The sequence below is a fragment of the Winogradskyella sp. genome (assembly GCF_013042245.1).
Taxonomy (GTDB): domain Bacteria; phylum Bacteroidota; class Bacteroidia; order Flavobacteriales; family Flavobacteriaceae; genus Winogradskyella.
Map to the genome: position 1 here is coordinate 1 of NZ_JABDQL010000025.1, position 20,695 is coordinate 20,695.

Below are 20,695 nucleotides of genomic sequence, written 5' to 3' on the forward strand. Positions count from 1 at the left end.
TATAAAGTTACTGAATATTATATCGTAAAGTTATTTCCGAAATTTTTCCCCATTGGGCAATAGAAAAATTGCCCCAGAAAAATTTCAGAATAACTTTACTTACACACTTTATGGTTTGGTGCCTGTTGTTTCGTTAAGGTGTAATTTACTTTTTACCATAAGTGTTTTGTGCTTAATCTTTGTATCAGAACTCAATTCGTCTAATAATAGCTTGGCAGAAGTTTTACCTATTTCAAAACCTTTTTGGTCTACTACGGAGATTCGAGGACTTGACACATATTTTGAATCCACATACCCAAAACCAATAACAGAAATATCCTTAGGTACATTTTTATTAAGCTTCTTCGCCATATTTAATGCCATAATACCTGTGATATGATCTATAGAAATAATGGCGTCTATATCTGTATGATTTTTAAGATACCTTAAAATAATTTCATCTGGGTTAGAAGCATTATCAAGTTTTAAAACACTGGAGTGAAGACCTGCTTCTTGAATTGCTCTAGTATATCCTTTGATTCGAGATTGTCCAACGCTTAACTCTTCAATATTACTAATTAATAGTATTTGGCTTCTCTTCTCATCTTCAATAAGGTATTTTGTAGCTTCATATACTGTCTGAAAATCGTCCACAACAACTTTGCTACAACTTACATCATTTAGTACGCGATCGAACATAACTATCGGCGTAGTTTTTCCAACGCTTTCAAAATGCTTTACTCTATGCTTATTTTGAGTTTCTCTAGCTACTGCAACTATAAATCCATCTACACTACCTGTTGATAATAAATTAAAACTACGCTGTTCTTTCTCTAAGCTTTCGTTAGATATACAAACCGTCATGTCGTAATTGTGTTGCTCTAATGTAGTCTCAATACCGTGAACAACTTCTGCAAAGAAAGGATTCATTAAGCTAGGCACTACAACGCCTATAACCTTCGTTTTACTAGATTTTAGCTGCTGAGCAATACGATTTGGTTTGTAGTTAAGCTCATTGGCCAATTCTGTAACGCGACGTTTTGTAGCATCGCTTATTTCACTACTATCGCTCAAAGCTTTAGAAACTGTAGACACTGAAACGTTTAATAATTTTGAAAGTTCTTTAAGTGTTACCATTATTTTTTTTAAATGTTTTTATAAATGCTATTTAAAAAGTTGATTTACTGCACTATCAACTGACTTAACCGGCAACTTACATGTGCCATCTACACATACGTATATATATGTTTCGCCCTCATTAAATCTGTTTCTCATTATTGGTACTTCACTCTCTGCTAATGCTCCTGCAATTAATATATTAGGCAAATAGTATTTATTAAGTTCTTTCAATTTATCTAAAGCTTTTTCTCCAGAGACAGCAACTTCATAATAAGGGTTAGAGTAGTTTAGGTATAAACTTAACCAGTTTGAAAAACTTGAAGGAGATTTTCCTATATTATCTTTCATATTACTTAACATTTGCCTAGCAATATTTTTGTAATCTTCATTTGAATAGAAATGACTTAATTTGAAAAGACTTTCTGCTAACATAGAATTTGAAGATGGAATAACATCATCTACAATTTCTATTCTTCTTGTAATTAGAGTCGTCTCCGAATCTGGTGTAAAATAAAACATCCCATTATTTTTATCAAAAAAATGAGTTATGGTATAATCTAATATACGTCTTGATAGTTTTAACCAATCTTCATCTAATGTCACTTCATATAAGCTAATATAAGCCGAAATTATACTTGCATAGTCTTCAGAAAATCCTTCAATTGAAGTAATTTTATTCTTGTAATTATGAAAAAGACCACCCTCTTTTCTTAATTGGTTCTCTTTAATAAATTCAGCACTTTTGAGAGCCTTATCTAAATAGTCATTATTGCCTAAAACCCGATAAGCATCAACATAAGCTTTTAGCATTAGACCATTCCAAGAGGTCAATACCTTATTATCTGTCCTTGGTCGTTCTCTTTTTGCTCGCTCCTCAAATAACCTTTTCTTCCAAAGACTTACTTTTTCAACTAAACTTAAAACACTAAGATTATTAGAGTTTGCAAATTCTTCATCTGTCATGTTTTTAAATAAAACATAATTATTATTCTCCCATTTTCCGATGACATTAATATTATAATAAGACGAAAACAAGTTATAATCTTCTTTTAATGTCTCTTTAAGCTCTTCTTTGGTCCATCTGTAAAAAACACCTTCTTCTAAAATATTATTATCTGTTTTACTATCGGCATCAATTGATGAATAAAATGCCCCATTAGCTTGAGTGAGCTCTCTGTCAATAAATTCTAATGTTTCAGTTACAATCGTTTTGAATAAATCGTTTTTAGTGATTTGATATGCTTTCGAATAAAGGCTTATTAACTGGGCATTATCATATAACATTTTTTCAAAATGAGGTATATGCCATTTCTTGTCTGTAGAATACCTAGAAAATCCCCCACCTATTTGATCGTATATACCACCATTTGACATTTTAGTCAGCGTATTGGTTATGTAATTTTGAAGATTTTTATCACCGTATTGATGACTATACCTAAGAATAAAATTTAAATGACTTGGCATAGGGAATTTAGGAGCTTTATTCTGGCCTCCGTATTCATTATCTAGTTCATTTTTCCACTGTTCAATATTAGCTTTTAAGAAATCTTTACTAAAAACTACCTTATTAGTATTTAATGTAATCAAATCAGAATTTTTAACACCTTCGGTTAGCTGCTTAGCATATTCTGTTACTTTATAAGGGTCATTTTTATATAATGAAGACATTTCTACAAGTACTTTTTTCCACTGCTTTTTGGTAAAATATGTTCCTCCAAAAACTGGTCTACCATCTGGCAATGCAATACAATTTAGAGGCCAACCACCGCTTCCTGTTATTAATTGCACAGCGTTCATATAAATTTGATCTACATCGGGACGCTCTTCTCTGTCTACCTTAATACTAACAAAATTATCGTTCATTAATTTTGCAATAGAATCATTCTCAAAGCTTTCTTCTTCCATAACATGACACCAATGGCACGCCGAATAACCTACTGAGATTATAATAAGTTTATTTTCTTTTTGGGCTAGTTGTAAAGTTTCATTATTCCAAGCTTTCCACTCTACTGGATTATAGGCATGCTGAAGTAAATAAGGACTGGTTTCATTTATTAAATCATTAGCCTTAAGACCAGCTTTATTGGTATTGGCTGCATCTTTACTTTTTAAGCAACTAATCGCCAATAGAATAATGAATGTGTAATAAATAAGTCTTTTATACATGATGTGCTAAACTGAAAATATATTCATTTATTATTGAATGTAATGAATTATAAAAATAATAAATTAAAAAAAGAGGTCGTCTAAAAATTATTTAGACGACCTCAATATAATTATGTTATAAAACCAAATTAGTTTTTTACTAATCTGATTGTTTTAACAGCATCACCTGAATAAAATTTTGCTAAATATAAACCTGTTTTTAAACTAGAAGCATGAATTGTTGCTTGCAGGTTATTAGGACTTAAAGTTTGAACTTTTTTACCTAAAATATCAAAAATCTCAATGGTATCTATAACAGAACTAGAAGCTTCAATATTCCAAACATCTATTGTTGGATTAGGGTAGATTTTAAATTGATTAGCGTTAAAATCTGTATTACTTAATGAAGCACCACTAATTTTTAAAGTAAAAGGACCAGGAGCTCTACCCGTACCATCATCAGTTACTCTTACGTAGTAAGTGTTTCCAGAAGTAATACCAGTTACTGCAACATTGGTTCCTGGGTTACAGGCTACCTCTGTTAAACTACCACAAGCACCACTGAATATAGCTACATTTGGTGCAGTAGTTTCTAAATAAAATTCATCACTATCTGCTACTACTGAATACCATACATCTGAAATTACTCCCATTGGATCACAAGAAGTTGTTTGCCCAGAATCTGTTGCCCCAACATTACTTATTTCAATCGTACTACCATCTAATGGAATAGGTGTAGCTTCAGCACATGAGTCATTTACATTATAGAAATATAAATTATCAAAATAAATTGGACCTAATGTAGGTGCGCCAGCACCACCTTGAAGGATAACTTGTACTAGAGCAATATTATTTCTAGTTAAAGGTGTACCATTAAAACTATCTAAATCAATATCTGCAGAATACCATACCCCTGAGCCTATGGCATTAGCATCAAAATTTGTAAATAGACTTGTGTTACCAGCACCACTAGGATACTGATTAAAATCAATTAGAAAAACTTGTATTTCTTGGGAAGCAGCTACATCTCCCTCAATATAAAAATCAAAGTGCATCTTGTCGAAACCTGAGAGGTCTAAAGGTGTACCACCCAAATATAGATATTGCATTCCTTGACCATTAGCTCCAACCGATAATCGTCTTGTATCATCAGGATTTTCTACGGTAAAATTCTCAAAAGTAGTAGGTCCAAACGTTTCTACACCAGATGGCACTGCGTCAGTATATTCATCACTAAATACAGATATCACATCAGACGGATTTCTTATAGGTGCTAGTGGCGCTGCTGTAGATGGTGGTGATGGGCAAGCATCACAATTAGGGCCACCACAGTCAATTTCTGTTTCACCATTATTTAATATACCATCATTACATAAATCAACAATCTCTGTAAGAGATACATTGTCAATATAAATTGTTTTTCCACTGTTAGCTGTACCTCCCATATCAAAAAACACTCTACCATTGGTAGTTGATGCATTATTAAAGGTCATCGTATGTGTAAATGTTTGCGAAGTAGTCGTTAATGCAGGATTAAAAGTAGGTGCACCTCCAAAACCTCCAAAATTCTCAGAAATACCCGCTATCATTGTAGCAGTACCTGCGTCAACATATGCATCATAAGAAAGCTCATAACCTTGACCTTGTGTTAGGTCTAAGACTTGTTGTAGGTTAACTCTCCATGTATCAGCTGCATTGACAATAATTGCAGCATTAACGAAATTTCCTGTACCATCATCAATGACATTGATATTTGTACCACCATCAGAGTTGCCTCCCCAAGGCGCAGAACCAGCCTCAAAATCACCGTTGGTGACCAGTTCTTGAGAAAAACCTAATGAAATAGTCAATAGGGCAATAAAAAAAGTAATTTTTTTCATAATTTTTTTAGTTATAATTTATTAAGGTTACAATATCTAAATTTTAATTTAAAAAACTGTTAAATACACCCATACAACACCAATACAAAATGCTAAACAAATACTATATGTTGTATTTTTTATAAGAACACGTGAAATCGTGAAAAATATATAGCAAATTGATTATAAAATTCTTAATTGCTAGGTATTAGTTTTTTTTTAAAATAAGATATACTTTAATTTATTTTTCGAATAAAGTTAAAGGTCCATTATTATTGGAAATGACTATCAGATTATTTTTATCTGTACGTTCTATAATTTGAATATCTCTACTATCTGATGGAACATAAAAACCACTTTCCAAAGGAGATATAAACTCAAAATCATTAGAACCATTTCCTAAGAGTACAGTACCAAATCCTGCATCATATCGTGTTGTTTCAACCTCAACACCATAATGATTACCTACAGTTATAATATCGTTAAAACCATCTCTATTAAAATCCATTACTAAAGATGATTTTATTGGTGAAAACTGAGCTTGGATAGGTAAAGATTGTCTTTTAAGAATTCCTTTATCATTGATTAATACAATACTCTCAAAGCTATAGATTTCATAAACTATGGCATCATCAACTTTGTCTTCTGGCAAAATATCTAATAATTTAGATGATGCGAAGCTATTATAATCTTTAAATTTTTCAGCCACATAGGGCATTTGTTCACTCGTACATTCTCTACCTCTCAGTGGCACATAGTCATCTTTATAAAATTTAGCCAACACAACATCATTAGTTCCGTTATTATCAAAATCATTGGCATAAACTTTAAACGGGTATTCTTTACTGGCTTTAAACTTGTTGTTTTTACCAAGGTTACCTATGATGTAGTCATCATCACCATCATTGTCTAAATCACTTTTAGTAATTGACCACCATATACCTCTAGTATCATCAAGTCCGTATTTAGATGTGGTATTCTCAAAATTACCTTTATTATTTGTTAATACAGTTATGGTCATCCACTCGCCAACTACAATGAGATCATCATCACTATCATTGTCAACATCTGTAAAAACAGCATCAGTAACCATACCTATATTGTCAAGGCTTGAAGCAATATTAGACGAGGCTTTTGAATAAATCCCGTTATCATTGATTAGCAAATAACTTGTGGCTGGAAAACCATATTGTCCTTGAATAAGCCTTGTACCAACAAAAAGGTCTAAATCTCCATCTTGATCAATATCTGAAGATTTGACACATTGAGAACTCTGATAAATATTAGGAATTGCATTATTATTTTTAACAAAATTTCCATTACCATCATTGATATACAACCTGTCCTTTAGTTTAGTATCTCCTTGCTTAAATTCACTTCCGCCACTAGCAATATAAATATCATTATCACCATCATTATCAACATCTAAAAACAAAACACCAAGATCTTCAGATAATTTATCACCTTCCCAAGGTTGTGATTTATTTTTAATGAATTGTCCTTCTTCGTCCTGTAAATAAAGAATACCACTTTGCCCTGATGGCCCACCAATAAAAAAATCTTCAATTTTATCACCATTTACATCTCCTACAGCTGTTAATGGTCCATTTTGTGAAATATTATGTGGTTGTAAAACTTGTTCTTTATATTCATCGTATTCATTTTCTTTATGAACAAAATCAAAACCATAATCTGATGTTTTTAGTTTTGAAACAATGGACTGGCTATTAACATCTGTTTTTGGATATATTTTTGAATTGGAATATTTTGCAGTGATTACATCATTAGCTCTAACATTATTATAGATATTTGATTTTCCATCTGTCCATATAACCTCAACGTTGTCAACTTGAGTGTCTTTCCCTAATCCAAAAAATAAATTTGGCTCCACAGATGACAAATACCCTCTTGTTACAGAATTTTCTGCAATTTGTGTTTGTCCATTATGTGTGATTATTGCTTTAGCACCATAACCAAAGGTATTCTTATTTGGCCCTTCTAACTTAATCTTTAAAAAATTACCTGTAGCGTTGTTTCTATATACAAAGGCTTCCGATTCCATATTGTTAACTACAACATCTAAATCACCGTCATTATCTAAATCACCATAGGCCATCCCACTTGAAAAACTAGGTGTATTAAAACTCCAGTCTTTAGCAACCTTCTCAAATTTAAAGTTACCGTTGTTTTTAAACGCGTAATTAGATATGGGTTGTGAAGGCGCATCTTTACTTAATTGAAAAAAATTATCTATGGTCGTTTGGTCTTTATCTAAAGTCTCTAACACAATTCTATAATCGTTGTTATCAACATCTTTTTTAATGCCATTAGATACAATAATATCTTTAAAGCCATCATTATCTAAATCGACAATTAGGCTAGACCAACTCCAATCTGTACTAGATACACCAGCTAAATTCCCAATATCAGAAAATCCTCCTAATCCAGAGTTAACTTGAAGTGTATTTGTCATGTATTGGTATTGACCTCCAGCGTCTACCATCATATTAAAAGCCTCAGTACTCATAGAAGCCATATTTGTTTTGGACCTGTAATGGTCTTCGGGCGTCATATCTGTTGTCATTAAATCTATAAACCCATCATTATTAATATCACCAGTATCCGTACCCATGCTTAACTGAGTAATATGTTTTAATTCTTCATTGATAACATTTCGAAACGTACCATCTCCGCTATTGTAATACATAAAATCAGGCGCATCATAGTCATTGGCAATATACAAATCTACCCATCCATCATTATTAAAATCAGAGGCACTAACACTTAATCCATAAGCTAACTCTCTTGAAATACCAGCTCTCTCGGATACATCTTTATATACACCATTATCGTTAAGATAAAGTCGATCCTTAAAAGAATTTATATCTTTTTTAGAAATTTTGTTAGTAATAAGAAGTTTTTTATCAGCTGGCTGGTTAACCTGATACATATCTAAATCGCCGTCATTATCCATATCAAAAAAAACAGCTTCAGTAGAAAAACCTATATCTGCCAAACCATAAGCTATTGCAGATTCTGTAAATGTTAAATCTTGATTATTAATATACAATTGATTTCTTCTGTCCTTAAGATTAAAAGAATTTCCATTTCTACTAACGTATATATCTAAGTATCCATCTGAATTAACATCTGCCATGGTGACGCCCCAAGTCCATCCCGGATTAACAGCTGCTTTAGATTTTATTGTTATATCATCAAACTTCAGATTTCCTTTATTAAGATATAATCTATCATTCACTTGGTTTCCACCAAAAAACACGTCTGGTAAACCATCATTATTAATATCTCCTATGGCGACTCCAGACCCGAGATAAATTTGACTAAAAAAATAATGATGAAATCTCTTGGATTCTTTAATGCTATTATTAAAATCTATACCTGTTTGCTCAGAAGGCAATAATTCAAATCCTCCTATTAATTCTTCAGGATAAAGATTACGTTTTGAACCATTATTACATGAAATAAACAGTAAATTAAGAACTAGAAACAATGTTATAAATATATTAAATCTTTTCATTTATAATTTATAATTATGTGATTAGTAAAGATAATGAATATCTAAGTGTGATATATTAAAAAAGCCTCTTGTGTTAAACACTAAAAGGCTTTTTGTTAGTTTAAATTTTGATCTAAAATTTTAAATTCTCATGTTTATCCCATAGACCCCAATAGGCACCAACATCACCTTCGTCGCCAGTTTTCCATGATTCGTCAAAAGATGAAAAGTAAAAAATTGGGATTTCATTTTCGTTTGTCCAACGAATGGCATCTATAAAATACTTCATTGCGCCTTCTGGTCCTGCTTGCGCACCTCTTAGTCCGCCACCTTCGCTTGGCCAACCTGTTTCAGTAATAATGATAGGCTTTCCTTGAGCGGCATCTACAACCTGACCATACATAGCTTGCATGTGTCCTAGTGCATATTCAATTGGACAACCTTCCCAATACGGATAGAGGTTAGCTAATATGACATCAGAATGTTCTACCAACTCTGGGTGACGAGAAAACTCATAATAGGCATCTACATATCCTACAGGAATATCTAAACCTGCCAAAGCTTCCTTAACGCGTTTTATGTAGCCTAATAGTTCTTCTAATGATAAGTCATTGCGATATAATACTTCATTTCCAACAGCTGCTACATCTACATGACCCGCTTTTGCTAAAGCTATTAAACCTTCAATTTCTTTTTCGTTATCTTCTTTGTCATCGCTTAACCAAGCTCCAACTAAAGTTTTTAGACCGTGTTTTTTTGCAACAACTGGAATGTGCTCATTACCCTCAATACAAGAAAAAGAACGAATAGCTCCTGTAAATGGTTTTAAGATTTTTACACGACGTTCGACTTGTTCTATACTAATTTCGTCTCCAGGTTCTTGACCATCTTCGTACATGCTAAAGCATATACCGTGCATGCCATCTTGTATCGTTTTACGCCATAGGGCTTTTAATTCTTCTAATGAATATTTTGACAAATCAATACCCTGAGTATTAATTTGACTGTAACCGTCTTTTTTAAAATGATATCCTTCTCTGTATCCTCCCATTATAAGTTGTGTTTTTATTAACTATTTGAGTCAAAATTTAAGGCGCAAAAATAGTATAAAAGGTTAACTCCTATAGTGTTATGTGTTTAATTTTAAATTAAAACTAAAGAATTTTTATAATGCTATTTTTTTATAGATTATTTTTCATTTTTAATAAAAATAACAGCATATTTTAATAAAATCATATGATTTTATGATTCTCTATAATTCTCCTCTTCTTTTAACTAATTCTATTTTAATCTCTCTGGATCTAGTTTCGTTTAAATTGTACTTCCACATAATCAAAACAGCAATAAAAGCTGTCAAGGCTGGTATAACAATATCTGCTATTCGTAACTTTGTCATAGTTTCAGCAGTTTGAGTCACAGCTCCTTCATCAAAACCAACTAAACTTAATATTGCTCCTCCAAGTACTAATGCAATGGCCTGTCCCAACTTTACAAACCACCAGTATATAGCACCAAAGGTTCCTTCTTTTCGTGGCATTCCGTTTTCTAATTCATCTAAATCACAAACATCAGCCGTCATACTCATCATTAAAGTAAATAAACCTCCTAACCCAAAAGCCATAAGTGGAATAGGCAAAAACATTAGCCAAGGGCCACCTTGACTAGTATCCATACTAAACCATGACATACCTATACTATCTAAAAAAGGGTTGATTGCATCAAATACTGAAGCTAAACCACTGTTTAAGCCTTCTCCTATACTAGATTCATTAAATTGTTTATTTAACTCATTATCAAAACCCCACCATTTAAGACCATAACCAATTATAGATATAATGGTAGAAATGATAAAGGCCTTTCGTTTTCCCCATTTGTTGGCAATACGAGAGATAATTGGTATAACCATAAAAGCAGTTATTAAGGCTGTCAGTGAAGCAAACCAAGCTGGCCAAGTACTTGCCAAGCCATAGTCTCCATTGTAAATATAAAATACAATTATGAAAAAACTGAAAGAAGCCACCATTTGAAATCCATTGAATACTAAAAATGTTGCGCTACATAATTTCATGAAAGGTTTATTTTTAAATACTTCTTTTATACCTATCCATAGCTCTTTGAAATTAGATGATATTGTTTTTAAGCCAATTTCTTTTCTGTTTTCCATTTTTCCAGCATCAAGACCTTTACAGAATAATGCAGGTAATATTCCAAGAATAGCACAAACTAGACCAACGATTAACGATAAATTACGAACGCCTGTGCCTTGCAATTTTTCAGTAGTTACTTTTTGCAATTCATCACCTGTAAGCCCCATTTCTCCAATAGCTCTCAGAACTTCATCACTTATAGGAAATACGGTTGGGTCAGCTATAACTACCCAAAACCAAGGTACCAACATCCAGGCAATTTGTCCGACGGTATTAGCAAATGCCATTAAACGTGTGCGCTCATTGTAATCGGTAGTCATTTCATATCCTAAACCTACCAACGGAGTTGCATACATTGTATTTCCGACGAGAAATAATAGAGACATTAAAAGAAAATACCAAAAATTAAACATCACGGAATTATCTTCACTCATTTGAAATAAAAGAGCAAATAATATACCGCTGAGGATGGCTCCTACAAAAATATATGGTCTTCGTCGTCCCCATTTAGACTTCGTATTATCAGAGATAAAACCCATTATTGGGTCAGTAATAGCATCAAATATTCTTGGTAAACCGCCTAACAAACCTGCTAAAAACGGATCCATTCCAAATGCTGTTACTAAAAAAAACATGAAAACCGCTAATGCTCCTGGCAGTAAATTAAGTACTAAATGACCAGAACCAAAGGCTGCTTTTTGCCCAAAAGGAACTTTATCTTTTTTTGCTGTAATAGACATAATTTTATTTTTTAGTTAGTTGGTATGATTATAGTTTGTAATGCTTGCGCATTTATAGGTATATAAATAGACTTTTCTTTTAAAGATAAACTGAAATTCTGCTCTGTTTCTCCTTCATTAAAAACAACAACTGCTATGGTTCCATCTGGATTTTGAGCTGCAGTTACTTGTAATGCTTTATTAGAATTTTCAACGCCTATAACCTCAGCTCCGGGACGAATATATTTGCTAAAGTGTGCCATAACATAGTATAATGGCGTAAAATAAACCTCGTCAGCGTTTGGGTCTACAATTACTGGTGCTGCACACCAATTCTCGAACCAGTTTGGTCCGCCTTGACGGTCTAAAACCATATTCCAATCTACCCAACCATCAACCCAATTATTTAAACAACCAATAATATCTCTGGCGTATCTGTTTACAGGAGCATATTTAGGATGTAAATACTTTTCTTCTTCGGATGCCCAGTCCCAGCCCCAATCTGTGGCTTCTTTGCTCCAATACCAATTATCATCTTTCCATGCCGGGACTTCAGAGTCTACACAACCTTCAGTTTCGATGAGCAATTTATTAGGTGCCTTGTTATGTGCATACTGTAATTCGTCTGCAAAAATCTTATATGTACTTTCATACCAATGAATAGCACTCCCATCAAAGTATTTCGAGGTTTCTTCATTCTTGTACATAGAATCTACCCATTCTTTTAATCCAGCACGATTTTGGTCATAACCTAGAATTATTTTATCGCCATGACCATCAGCTTCTAATTTTGGCCCTAAATGATTCATCACAAAATTGGTCATCTCATCGGGAGTAAAGTGCATACTTTCCCAGTTATTACCATTTCCATGTGGTTCATTTTCTACAGTGAAACCCCAAATATCGATACCCTGTTCTTTATAGGCATCTACATATTTTGAAAAGAATAGCGCCCATGTATCGTAATATTTTGGCAGTAATTTACCTCCAACCCATTCGTTATTATCTTTCATCCAAGGTGCAGCTGTCCAAGGTGAAGCAAATATTTTAAACCCGTTTTCTGAAGTTGCCATAGCATCTTTAATCATAGGAATTAAATCATCCATATCATCTTCGATTGTAAAGTGTTCTAACTCCATATCATCAACTACAGGTGAGTATGAATATTGTGATAGTGAGAAGTCACACGAGTTCATATGCGTTCGCGTTAATGAATAATTTGCGCCTTTAGTACTAAAATAAGCTTCGATAATTTTATTTCTATTTTCTTTACCCAATTGATTGAGTAAATAAGCAGAAGATTCCGTGAACGCACCACCAAAACCAGTTATTCTTTGATATTTCTTATCGGTATCTAACTTTACTATTGTGGTAATATCTGCATTTGAAACTTTAGCTAAATCTGTAATCTCGGTTAACTGATTTCCACTTTTGGAAGTTTCGTATACCGTTACAGGCAGTTCTTTCTTGTTACTTTCACAACTCATTATTAAAATTAAAAAACAAATGCTATAATATTCTAATGATTTCATGTTTGATTATTACTGTTAATGTGAAGCCATGACTTCATCTGTATTTGGTGGGACTAATACGTCTTCCATCAACTTGTCTTTATCACCGTCATAGGTTTTCTTAATTGGGTTTCCATCTCTTGTTAATCCCTCAAAAATACCTTTATCTACTAAATCCCAAATAGGGTATTTTGCTTTTCCATCGATGGTGAACAATCCAAAATGATTCTCCGAGCCTTTAGGATTTTTAGCATCTTTCCATTGCTCATTAAAGGCTTCAAAATAAAAACATGAAATACCCGAATTGTTTGTCCATTCTCTCATCTGCTGATGGAATAAGCCTTGTTTGTACTCATCCGTTGCTCTTGAACCATGATTCCCATATTGTCCATTGGATACAGAAGCCCAACCTGTTTCGCCAATATGTATAGGCTTATTTACTCCTAAACTCTTCATGTAATTGCTGACGCTATCGTATTGCTTTTGCGAGAACTTGATAGCACGCTCCATAGCCATTTCTATCTTAGTTAAACCTGGCATGGTCTTATGCGCATCAGGAACATACCAAAACTCGGGGTTATAATGTGTGTTATGGTAAGGGTAAGTGTGCATTGAAATGTAGTCTACCGCCTTTATTAAATCTTCTAAATCCTTAACATGGTAGCTGTCTTCGCCACCACCCCAAGACGCAAAATCATCAGAGCTCGTAATCCATAAGTCTTTTGGTAATTTTCCTTGAGCTTTTAGGTCTTGTAAATGGTTAACCCACTTTAAGATTACATTTGGCTGTACGTAATAACTCGTTGCCCATTTTACCATAGCTTCGTTACCTACGGCAATAACTTTTACAATATCTGGATATTTATTTGCTAAAGCTACAGCTCTTTGTATTTCTCCTGCGTTATTAGGACTTTCTACATCATGGTTGGGCACTTTATCTGTCCAAGCATTGAGACAATCTATCCAAGCACCTAACATAACGTACATTTCAAAATTCTTATCCTCATTTTTAAGCTCAGTAATCGCTTTTAGTATGTTTGAGGCATGAGGCAATTTAGGCTGTACATTGTAAGTGCGGATTATTTTAATCCCCATTGCAGACATAATCTTCAAATCTTCCTTTAATTGAGGAATAGTCGGTTGGCTGTCTCTCGATTTTTTTCTGTAACCTCCGTAAGAAATAGCCAGATAGTCTGGATTTCCTAATATATCTTTTGCTGTCACTTGGTTTTGTGTCTGAATTATTTTTTCTTCTTTACGTTTTTGTCCACATGAAAATATGACTAAACTTAACACGATACAAAATAATATGTTAAGGCTATATTTCATCTTATTTTAATATTGAAGGGTTAATATGAGCAGATAAACTTTCAACTTCAGAGTTTCTTGTAAAAATCTTTTCGCTTACTTCAGTATTAAGATTTAATCCATCAGATTCCTCTCTAGTTCCGTCAACATAATTAATTGTGATAGAATTAGCCTCTCCTATTGTATAAATTACGGGAACTTGACAGTATGTAAAAGCTAAACTATTTTCAGAAACCTGAATAGATTTTGATTTACCACTAACAGAAATATAATCAAATGTTTTACCTACTTCTAAAAACTCTTCTTTTCGTAATAAACATGGATTAAAAGTTAATTCTCCTGCTTTAACAAAAACCCCTAATTCACCAATACGACTTAGAATATCTTCTTTAACCTGACCTGTCATTCCTGGTTGTTGGCCACCTTTTCCTGCTGGTGTATGCGAATATGGATCTGTTGGAAATGCACCATACAACTCAGGAGATTTATGTACTCCAATACCTTCGTTGATTTCATAATAATGTTCTAAAAGTCGTCCCACAATTTCGTCACTTTCATTATTTTGTACGGCTCTCAAACAACTTTCTTGAACGGCTACTAATAATTTAGAAACCATGTGCCAATAAATAGAACCTAAGCCTTCATAGCCATAGAATGTACCTGAACGTCCTGTAAAAGCTTTGTGGTTAAAGACGCTCTCATAAATTTGAAGCACTTGTTCTTTTTCTGCATTTATGAGTCCTTCATACTTTGTATCGAGGCTCTCTAATACATCAGATAAGCTGTTAGCATTATTAAGATTTCCATTGAAATGATAATCGCCATTGACATCCTTTGTTACAACTTGCTTATTACCATTATTTATTAATGTTTTTAATAAGTCTGATTGTTCTACCTCTACCTTTGGAATTGTATTTTTTTCCATAAAGCGTGGTAAATCCTTGTTTGGGTATAGTAAAAAACTATACTGATCTGGGCGGAAAATTTTACTATTTTTCATACTATCCAGAGCAGCCAAAGCTTCATTAGAACTCAAATAACCAGAGCTTAAGGCCGCTACTTGACCTTCTAACATTTCATCCAGATAAGATATCTTAACCTCATTATTCGCTGTTATTGTAATGAGATTGTATGCGTGGTGCATACCATCTTCTCTTACATTTGCAACAATACTATGCTCTAAGTATTGAAGTGTAACATTTATAAATTTGCTTAACTCTTCTTTTTTAATTACAACTTTACCTCCACTAAAAGCATTGTTGTAAATGTTTGTTCTAAACTCACTTCCTTCTTGACCCAAACCATCTAAAATTACTTTACGGTCTTTGTCTGAAATTTTATTTGCTAGAACATATTGATATTTTTCTAAGGTTAAATGAACGCCATCAAAAAAGATTTTTAACTCTTCTGAAATTTCTATAGTATCTTGAGGTGAATTCTGTATTATAGTATTGAAAAATTTAAGAAAACGTCTCAGATAATTTAAAGTTACCATAGACACACCATTACCAACAAGAGCATTATTAGCGTCGTTCCATTCAGGGCGTTGGGTATTTAACCAAATACCAGCTTCTGGTACAAAATTAGACACCTTAGCCAATACTGTAGCCAGTATTTTTTCTACAAAGTTTACTTTGTATATAAAAAAGTTTTTATCTCTTAAAAGTGCACCATCTGCTCCAAGTTGTTCTCTTTTTATCTGAATTTGTTTTTCAGAATTTTCATCAAAATCTATAGTATCTTTTGGATCTTTGAGAATATCTTGGTATGATTTGATTCTATATGGCACATTAGCATAGACAAATAAATCTTTATCAAAAAAGCTAGCTAGTTTTCCAGGTTTATGGTACTCTATAAATTCTAAAAACTTAAGTAAATAGATAATTTGATGATCGCCCCAGTACCCAATATAAGACCAAGGGTCATCTGGCTCAATAGTTTCCCAATCAAAACCGTCTTTTGTTACACGATATGGATTGTAACCATCAAAGGTTGTAGCGTTTAAAAATTTATGAATCATACTCTCCACAAATTCAGGATAAGCATGTGCTAAAGCTTCCCAATTCTGAAAAATATCTCGCCAATTGCCTTCATAGTCCAAAACTTTAGAGCCGTCTACTTCATTACGTGTATTGATTGAAAACTTATTCCAAGGGCGACTTGGATCACCATGTCTACGACTAAATTTTAGAGGCATATATTCTAGGCAAAGTCTTCTAAAATTTTTATCGGTACTCGCGTAGGCTAAATCTTTTAAATGAAACAAAGAAAATGTTTCAGGTAAAGCATTTAGAGCCTCAGTGTTTTTTGCAAACACTTTTTTGTTGGCTTTGGAAATATAATTTTTAAAATCCCACTTTTCAATATTGTAGTTATCATCAAAAATTCCTCCACGCATAATATTAAATAGCGTGTTGGCAAAATGTCTTGTGTCTCTGCGGTTATCGTTTGTTAACTGTAAAGCATCTGAGGAAGCGTTGAGCTTAATTAGTTTTTCTGTCCCGAGATCAATATTGTTTTGAAGTTTGTCTTCAATGGAATCATCTGTTTTAATCTCATGCATGAGTGCAACAACATCTACATGGTCTTGATTAACATTAGCAATAATTGTCCATGTTTTTTCTGAATCTCCCTTAAGTTGAATTTCAGAATTGATAAAATAAGCCCCTTTTTCAGCTTTTACATCATCTTCTTCTAAAACTGAACCTGTTTTTCTAAAAGTATCTAGCTGAAGAGAAGATACTAAATATGTAACATCTTCCAATCCTTTTGACCATACTACATTAGCTTTTAGAGCTTCACTAGGCTCTGCTTTATCTACGATTATAGCACTTAAGGCATAGATACCTAACCCATATTCTTTTTCTAACTGATTACGCTTGTAAGCATCTACCAAATTACTGACACGCATTTGTGTGTCGGAAGGTACGCCGTACGGTAAAATATTTTGAAGTCCGTCTAAAAGTTTTACGCTGACGTTGGACTTTCCATGATTGATGATGGATGATTTTTTTACAAATCCGTAAACATCACTTGAGTTCCATTCGTAACGAAACGTAAGTTTTAAGTCATGGTTAGTTTCTTCAAAAATGACCTTATTACCATGCACATTTTTGTATAGATTTCTAGATGTTTGATATAGTCCTTGTTGCCGAATTGAAAATGGCTCCCAAAGGTGTTTATTATCTACCCAAAAAATAGATTTACTTCCTGTGATTTCGGCAGATTCGGTAATCTTATCGTCAGTATAATAAGGAAATAGTGCATATTCACTGTTTTTTCTGCCTGCCGAAACACCACCATTACTTGATAAAAACATCCAATGATTAGAGTCACTAACAATACTCATGAAAAACGGACGCATTTGGTCACTATTAGAGATTTTGAAATATGACTCTCCATTAATATCAACTGTGTCGATGTTAATGTGTTTTTCAGAATTAGAAATTGAATAATTATGTGTAGAAGCAGTATTGCTCATTATTTATTTTGGTTATTTATAAGTTAAAAAAGGCTAACATTATCTATATTTTGATTGCTTGTTAGCCTTTAAATTGTATGTCTATAATTTATTTACTCTAAACGAATATTATCGAAATAGAATACTTCGTTTGCTGATAATACGTCTAAATCAGTACCATCTGGATTATTTGGCTTAATTACTAACTGATTAACACCTGTATTACTTGGAGGTATCCCCGTAAAAACAATTTCTACTTCGGTCCATGTGTTTGCATTAGTTATAGTTGCAAATTGTGGACCTGGATTTCCTGAATTTGGATCCTGTGGACTACTATTAATTTCGAATCGCATTACAACATTAGCTACAGGAGAGTATACTTTGAATTTAAAGGTACCAGTAGCGTTAAAATTATTAGGGAATGCATTTTGTACGCCTGCAAACCTTTGAGTTCCGCTAAATCGTTCAACTTTTAGAACGCTGGCTGAGGTATTTATTCCTGAAGGATCTGGATTATCATCTAAGCTTACTGCAATACCATTCTCAGGGCTTGCAAAAGTACTTGTAAAGGATTCACAAGCTTCAAAATCTACTGGAAATGAAGTTGCTGGTTCGGCACCAGTCGTACAACCACCGCCGGTTCCTCCACCTCCACCACCTGGCGTTCCATAGACCATTAGATCATCAAAGAAATAGGTGTTTGTGTTTTGTTGATTAAAACCAAAGAAAATTACGATTTTATCAAACTGTGGCGTTGCTGTTGCAGAAAAATCAAACGTGAGCTCTGTCCATTCATTTGCATTAGTTACAGTTTGTGGAATTTCTACAAAATTACCTGCATTACCGATTTCTTCCAATTTCAGTAATACTGGTGTGTTAGCGTCTGGAGACCATACTTTTAACTTAATTCCTTCAACACTATTAAAATCTAATTTATCAGTTAAATCTAACTGTAAATTGTCAAAACCTGAGTTTCCAAATCTAGCAACCTGACCTACTCGACAAGAACTATTAACAGAATTATCAAAATCTGGATTGTCAATCACTGAAAATCCTACATTATCTTCTATGAACGTTGGTGAATCTGTCTGGAAAGATACATTTAAATCTGTTGCGGCAGCTGACTCAGATGTTTCAGGGACACAGATACCTCCACCACCGCCACCGGCTCCGTATACCATTAAATCATCAAAGAAATAGGTATTAGTATTCAGCTGATTGAATCCAAAGAAAATAACCATTTTATCAAACTGTGGTGTTGCTGTAGCAGCGAAATCAAAGGTTAATTCTGTCCACTCATTAGCATTAGTTATTGTTTGTGGAATCTCAACAAAATTTCCTGCATTACCTATCTCCTCTAACTTAAGTAAAACAGGTGTGTTGGCTTCTGGAGACCATACTTTAATCTTTATCCCTTCAACGGCATTAAAATCTAATTTAGCTGTTAAGTCTAACTGTAAATTATCGAAACCTGAGTTTCCAGCTCTAGCTACCTGCCCAACACGACAAGAGTTATTGACAGCGTTGTCAGAATCTGGGTTATCTATAACACTAAAGGCTATATTATCCTCAATAAATGTTGGAGAATCTGTTAAAAACGTGATATTTAAATCTGCTGCTGCAGAAGATTCTGAAGTCTCTGCTGTACACGCAGGAGCAACAACTGAAGTGCCTTGAATAATATCATCTATATAAAACGTACCTGCGGTTGTTCCTGGTCCATCTACAAATAATACCATATCATTATAAGCACCAGTAGAAGATAACGTAAAGGTTAATTCTTCCCATCCAGTTCCCATATGCATTTGAGAATCTTCTACATTGCCTTCAGTTCCATCCTCAAATTTTAATAACACTGGTAACGCTTGTGTAGCATATAATTTTAATGTTACAGCATTTTCAGTAGAGAAGTCTATAGGTGTATCTAAATTAAAAAATGCATTTTCGAATGCAGCACCTACATTGGTTATCTCACCAACTTTTGAAGCTACATTATTAATACCAGATTGTTCTGGATTGTCAATAACTGTGAAGTTGACATTACCCACTATTTTACTTGCATAATCTATGGTTTCGCAATCAAAATCAATTGGAAATTCTAAATCTGTAGCAGTGCAAGGAATGTCATCTGTATTGATTTGAGAAATATCATCTATATAGAAAGTACCCGCTGTAGTTCCTGGGCCATCTACAAAAAATGTTGTTGTAGAATAACTTCCTGCGGAATCAAATGTAAAATACAATGCTTCCCATCCTGTACCACCATGACTCGCAGTAATCTCAGTATCAGCAGCCGAACCATTTTCTAATTTTAAAAGAATATCAATTGGTGCATTAGACCAGAATAATACTTTTACTGTTTTGTCTGTTGATAAATCTAAATCTACACCAAGGTCAAAAAACAAGCCTTCAAAAGCAGCACCACTATTTACAATTTCTCCAACATTTGAAGTATTAGGGTTAGCTCCAGATGGGTCTGGATTTTCAACTATTTGAAAAGCAACGCCATTAAATACAGTAGCATCATAAACTACTAAAGGATTATCAAAAGAAATTGGAAATGCAATAACCTCTGGAATACTAATAACAATGACATCTTCAAAGGTATCTGAATCACCAGCAACATTAGTGGCAATTAGCGTAACTGTATATGTTCCTGATTCAAAAACGATTATAGGATTAACTTCCGAAGTTTCTCTTATATCATCTGGGTTATTATTATTTACAATAGTCCACTGATAATTATCTGCATTGGTAGATGTATTTAAAAATGATACAACTCCTGTATCTTGATTTATAGTCTGCGTGAATTCTGCATTTATCTGTGGTAAAACTGCATCATCTTCATCACATGCTAAATAAGCTAAAGCCAAAAATAGGACTGATAGCAATTTTATTCCTCTGGTTATTTTTTTCATAATATTAGTGTAT

The 20,695-nt window shown here is 33.4% G+C and carries 10 protein-coding genes; all 10 read right to left on the reverse strand.

Going from position 1 to position 20,695, the window contains the following annotated elements:
- Positions 1 to 108 precede the first annotated feature (108 nt).
- The 10 genes from HKP48_RS02085 to HKP48_RS02130 all read right to left on the reverse strand — a co-directional run bounded on the left by HKP48_RS02085 (position 109) and on the right by HKP48_RS02130 (position 20,682).
- Positions 109 to 1,116: a LacI family DNA-binding transcriptional regulator gene (locus tag HKP48_RS02085; RefSeq protein WP_296342306.1), complete on the reverse strand. Its 1,008-nt coding sequence runs from the start codon at positions 1,114 to 1,116 to the stop codon at positions 109 to 111.
- A 27-nt stretch (positions 1,117 to 1,143) separates the two neighbouring features.
- A complete protein-coding gene (locus HKP48_RS02090; RefSeq protein ID WP_296342308.1) occupies positions 1,144 to 3,264 on the reverse strand; it encodes a thioredoxin domain-containing protein in 2,121 nt (706 codons plus the stop codon).
- A 128-nt stretch (positions 3,265 to 3,392) separates the two neighbouring features.
- Positions 3,393 to 5,123 carry a T9SS type A sorting domain-containing protein gene (locus tag HKP48_RS02095; protein ID WP_296342311.1) on the reverse strand — a complete coding sequence of 577 codons (1,731 nt, stop codon included), beginning with the start codon at positions 5,121 to 5,123 and terminating at the stop codon, positions 3,393 to 3,395.
- Between the two features lie 220 nt (positions 5,124 to 5,343).
- Positions 5,344 to 8,640, reverse strand: coding sequence for a VCBS repeat-containing protein (locus tag HKP48_RS02100; RefSeq protein WP_296342313.1), 3,297 nt, complete (start codon positions 8,638 to 8,640; stop codon positions 5,344 to 5,346).
- 112 nt (positions 8,641 to 8,752) lie between these two features.
- Positions 8,753 to 9,670 carry a glycosyl hydrolase family 17 protein gene (locus HKP48_RS02105; protein WP_296342315.1) on the reverse strand — a complete coding sequence of 306 codons (918 nt, stop codon included), beginning with the start codon at positions 9,668 to 9,670 and terminating at the stop codon, positions 8,753 to 8,755.
- Positions 9,671 to 9,871: 201 nt separating this feature from the next.
- Positions 9,872 to 11,506 carry an MFS transporter gene (locus HKP48_RS02110; RefSeq protein WP_296342317.1) on the reverse strand — a complete coding sequence of 545 codons (1,635 nt, stop codon included), beginning with the start codon at positions 11,504 to 11,506 and terminating at the stop codon, positions 9,872 to 9,874.
- Between the two features lie 11 nt (positions 11,507 to 11,517).
- Positions 11,518 to 12,972 carry a glycoside hydrolase family 30 protein gene (locus HKP48_RS02115; RefSeq protein WP_296342319.1) on the reverse strand — a complete coding sequence of 485 codons (1,455 nt, stop codon included), beginning with the start codon at positions 12,970 to 12,972 and terminating at the stop codon, positions 11,518 to 11,520.
- 60 nt (positions 12,973 to 13,032) lie between these two features.
- Positions 13,033 to 14,325, reverse strand: a complete 1,293-nt coding sequence (locus tag HKP48_RS02120) for a glycosyl hydrolase family 17 protein (protein ID WP_296342321.1) — start codon at positions 14,323 to 14,325, stop codon at positions 13,033 to 13,035.
- Between the two features lies 1 nt (position 14,326).
- Positions 14,327 to 17,785, reverse strand: a complete 3,459-nt coding sequence (locus HKP48_RS02125; protein ID WP_296342324.1) for a hypothetical protein — start codon at positions 17,783 to 17,785, stop codon at positions 14,327 to 14,329.
- Positions 17,786 to 17,877: 92 nt separating this feature from the next.
- Positions 17,878 to 20,682: a hypothetical protein gene (locus tag HKP48_RS02130; RefSeq protein ID WP_296342326.1), complete on the reverse strand. Its 2,805-nt coding sequence runs from the start codon at positions 20,680 to 20,682 to the stop codon at positions 17,878 to 17,880.
- Positions 20,683 to 20,695: the final 13 nt, after the last annotated feature.

Bases quoted from the DNA above. Each gene is read 5' to 3' on its own strand.
- HKP48_RS02100 (WP_296342313.1), bottom strand. From the start codon at position 8,640: ATGAAAAGATTTAATATATTTATAACATTGTTTCTAGTTCTTAATTTA.
- HKP48_RS02125 (WP_296342324.1), bottom strand. From the start codon at position 17,785: ATGAGCAATACTGCTTCTACACATAATTATTCAATTTCTAATTCTGAA.
- HKP48_RS02090 (WP_296342308.1), bottom strand. From the start codon at position 3,264: ATGTATAAAAGACTTATTTATTACACATTCATTATTCTATTGGCGATT.
- HKP48_RS02095 (WP_296342311.1), bottom strand. From the start codon at position 5,123: ATGAAAAAAATTACTTTTTTTATTGCCCTATTGACTATTTCATTAGGT.
- HKP48_RS02105 (WP_296342315.1), bottom strand. From the start codon at position 9,670: ATGGGAGGATACAGAGAAGGATATCATTTTAAAAAAGACGGTTACAGT.
- HKP48_RS02130 (WP_296342326.1), bottom strand. From the start codon at position 20,682: ATGAAAAAAATAACCAGAGGAATAAAATTGCTATCAGTCCTATTTTTG.
- HKP48_RS02115 (WP_296342319.1), bottom strand. From the start codon at position 12,972: ATGAGTTGTGAAAGTAACAAGAAAGAACTGCCTGTAACGGTATACGAA.
- HKP48_RS02120 (WP_296342321.1), bottom strand. From the start codon at position 14,325: ATGAAATATAGCCTTAACATATTATTTTGTATCGTGTTAAGTTTAGTC.
- HKP48_RS02110 (WP_296342317.1), bottom strand. From the start codon at position 11,506: ATGTCTATTACAGCAAAAAAAGATAAAGTTCCTTTTGGGCAAAAAGCA.
- HKP48_RS02085 (WP_296342306.1), bottom strand. From the start codon at position 1,116: ATGGTAACACTTAAAGAACTTTCAAAATTATTAAACGTTTCAGTGTCT.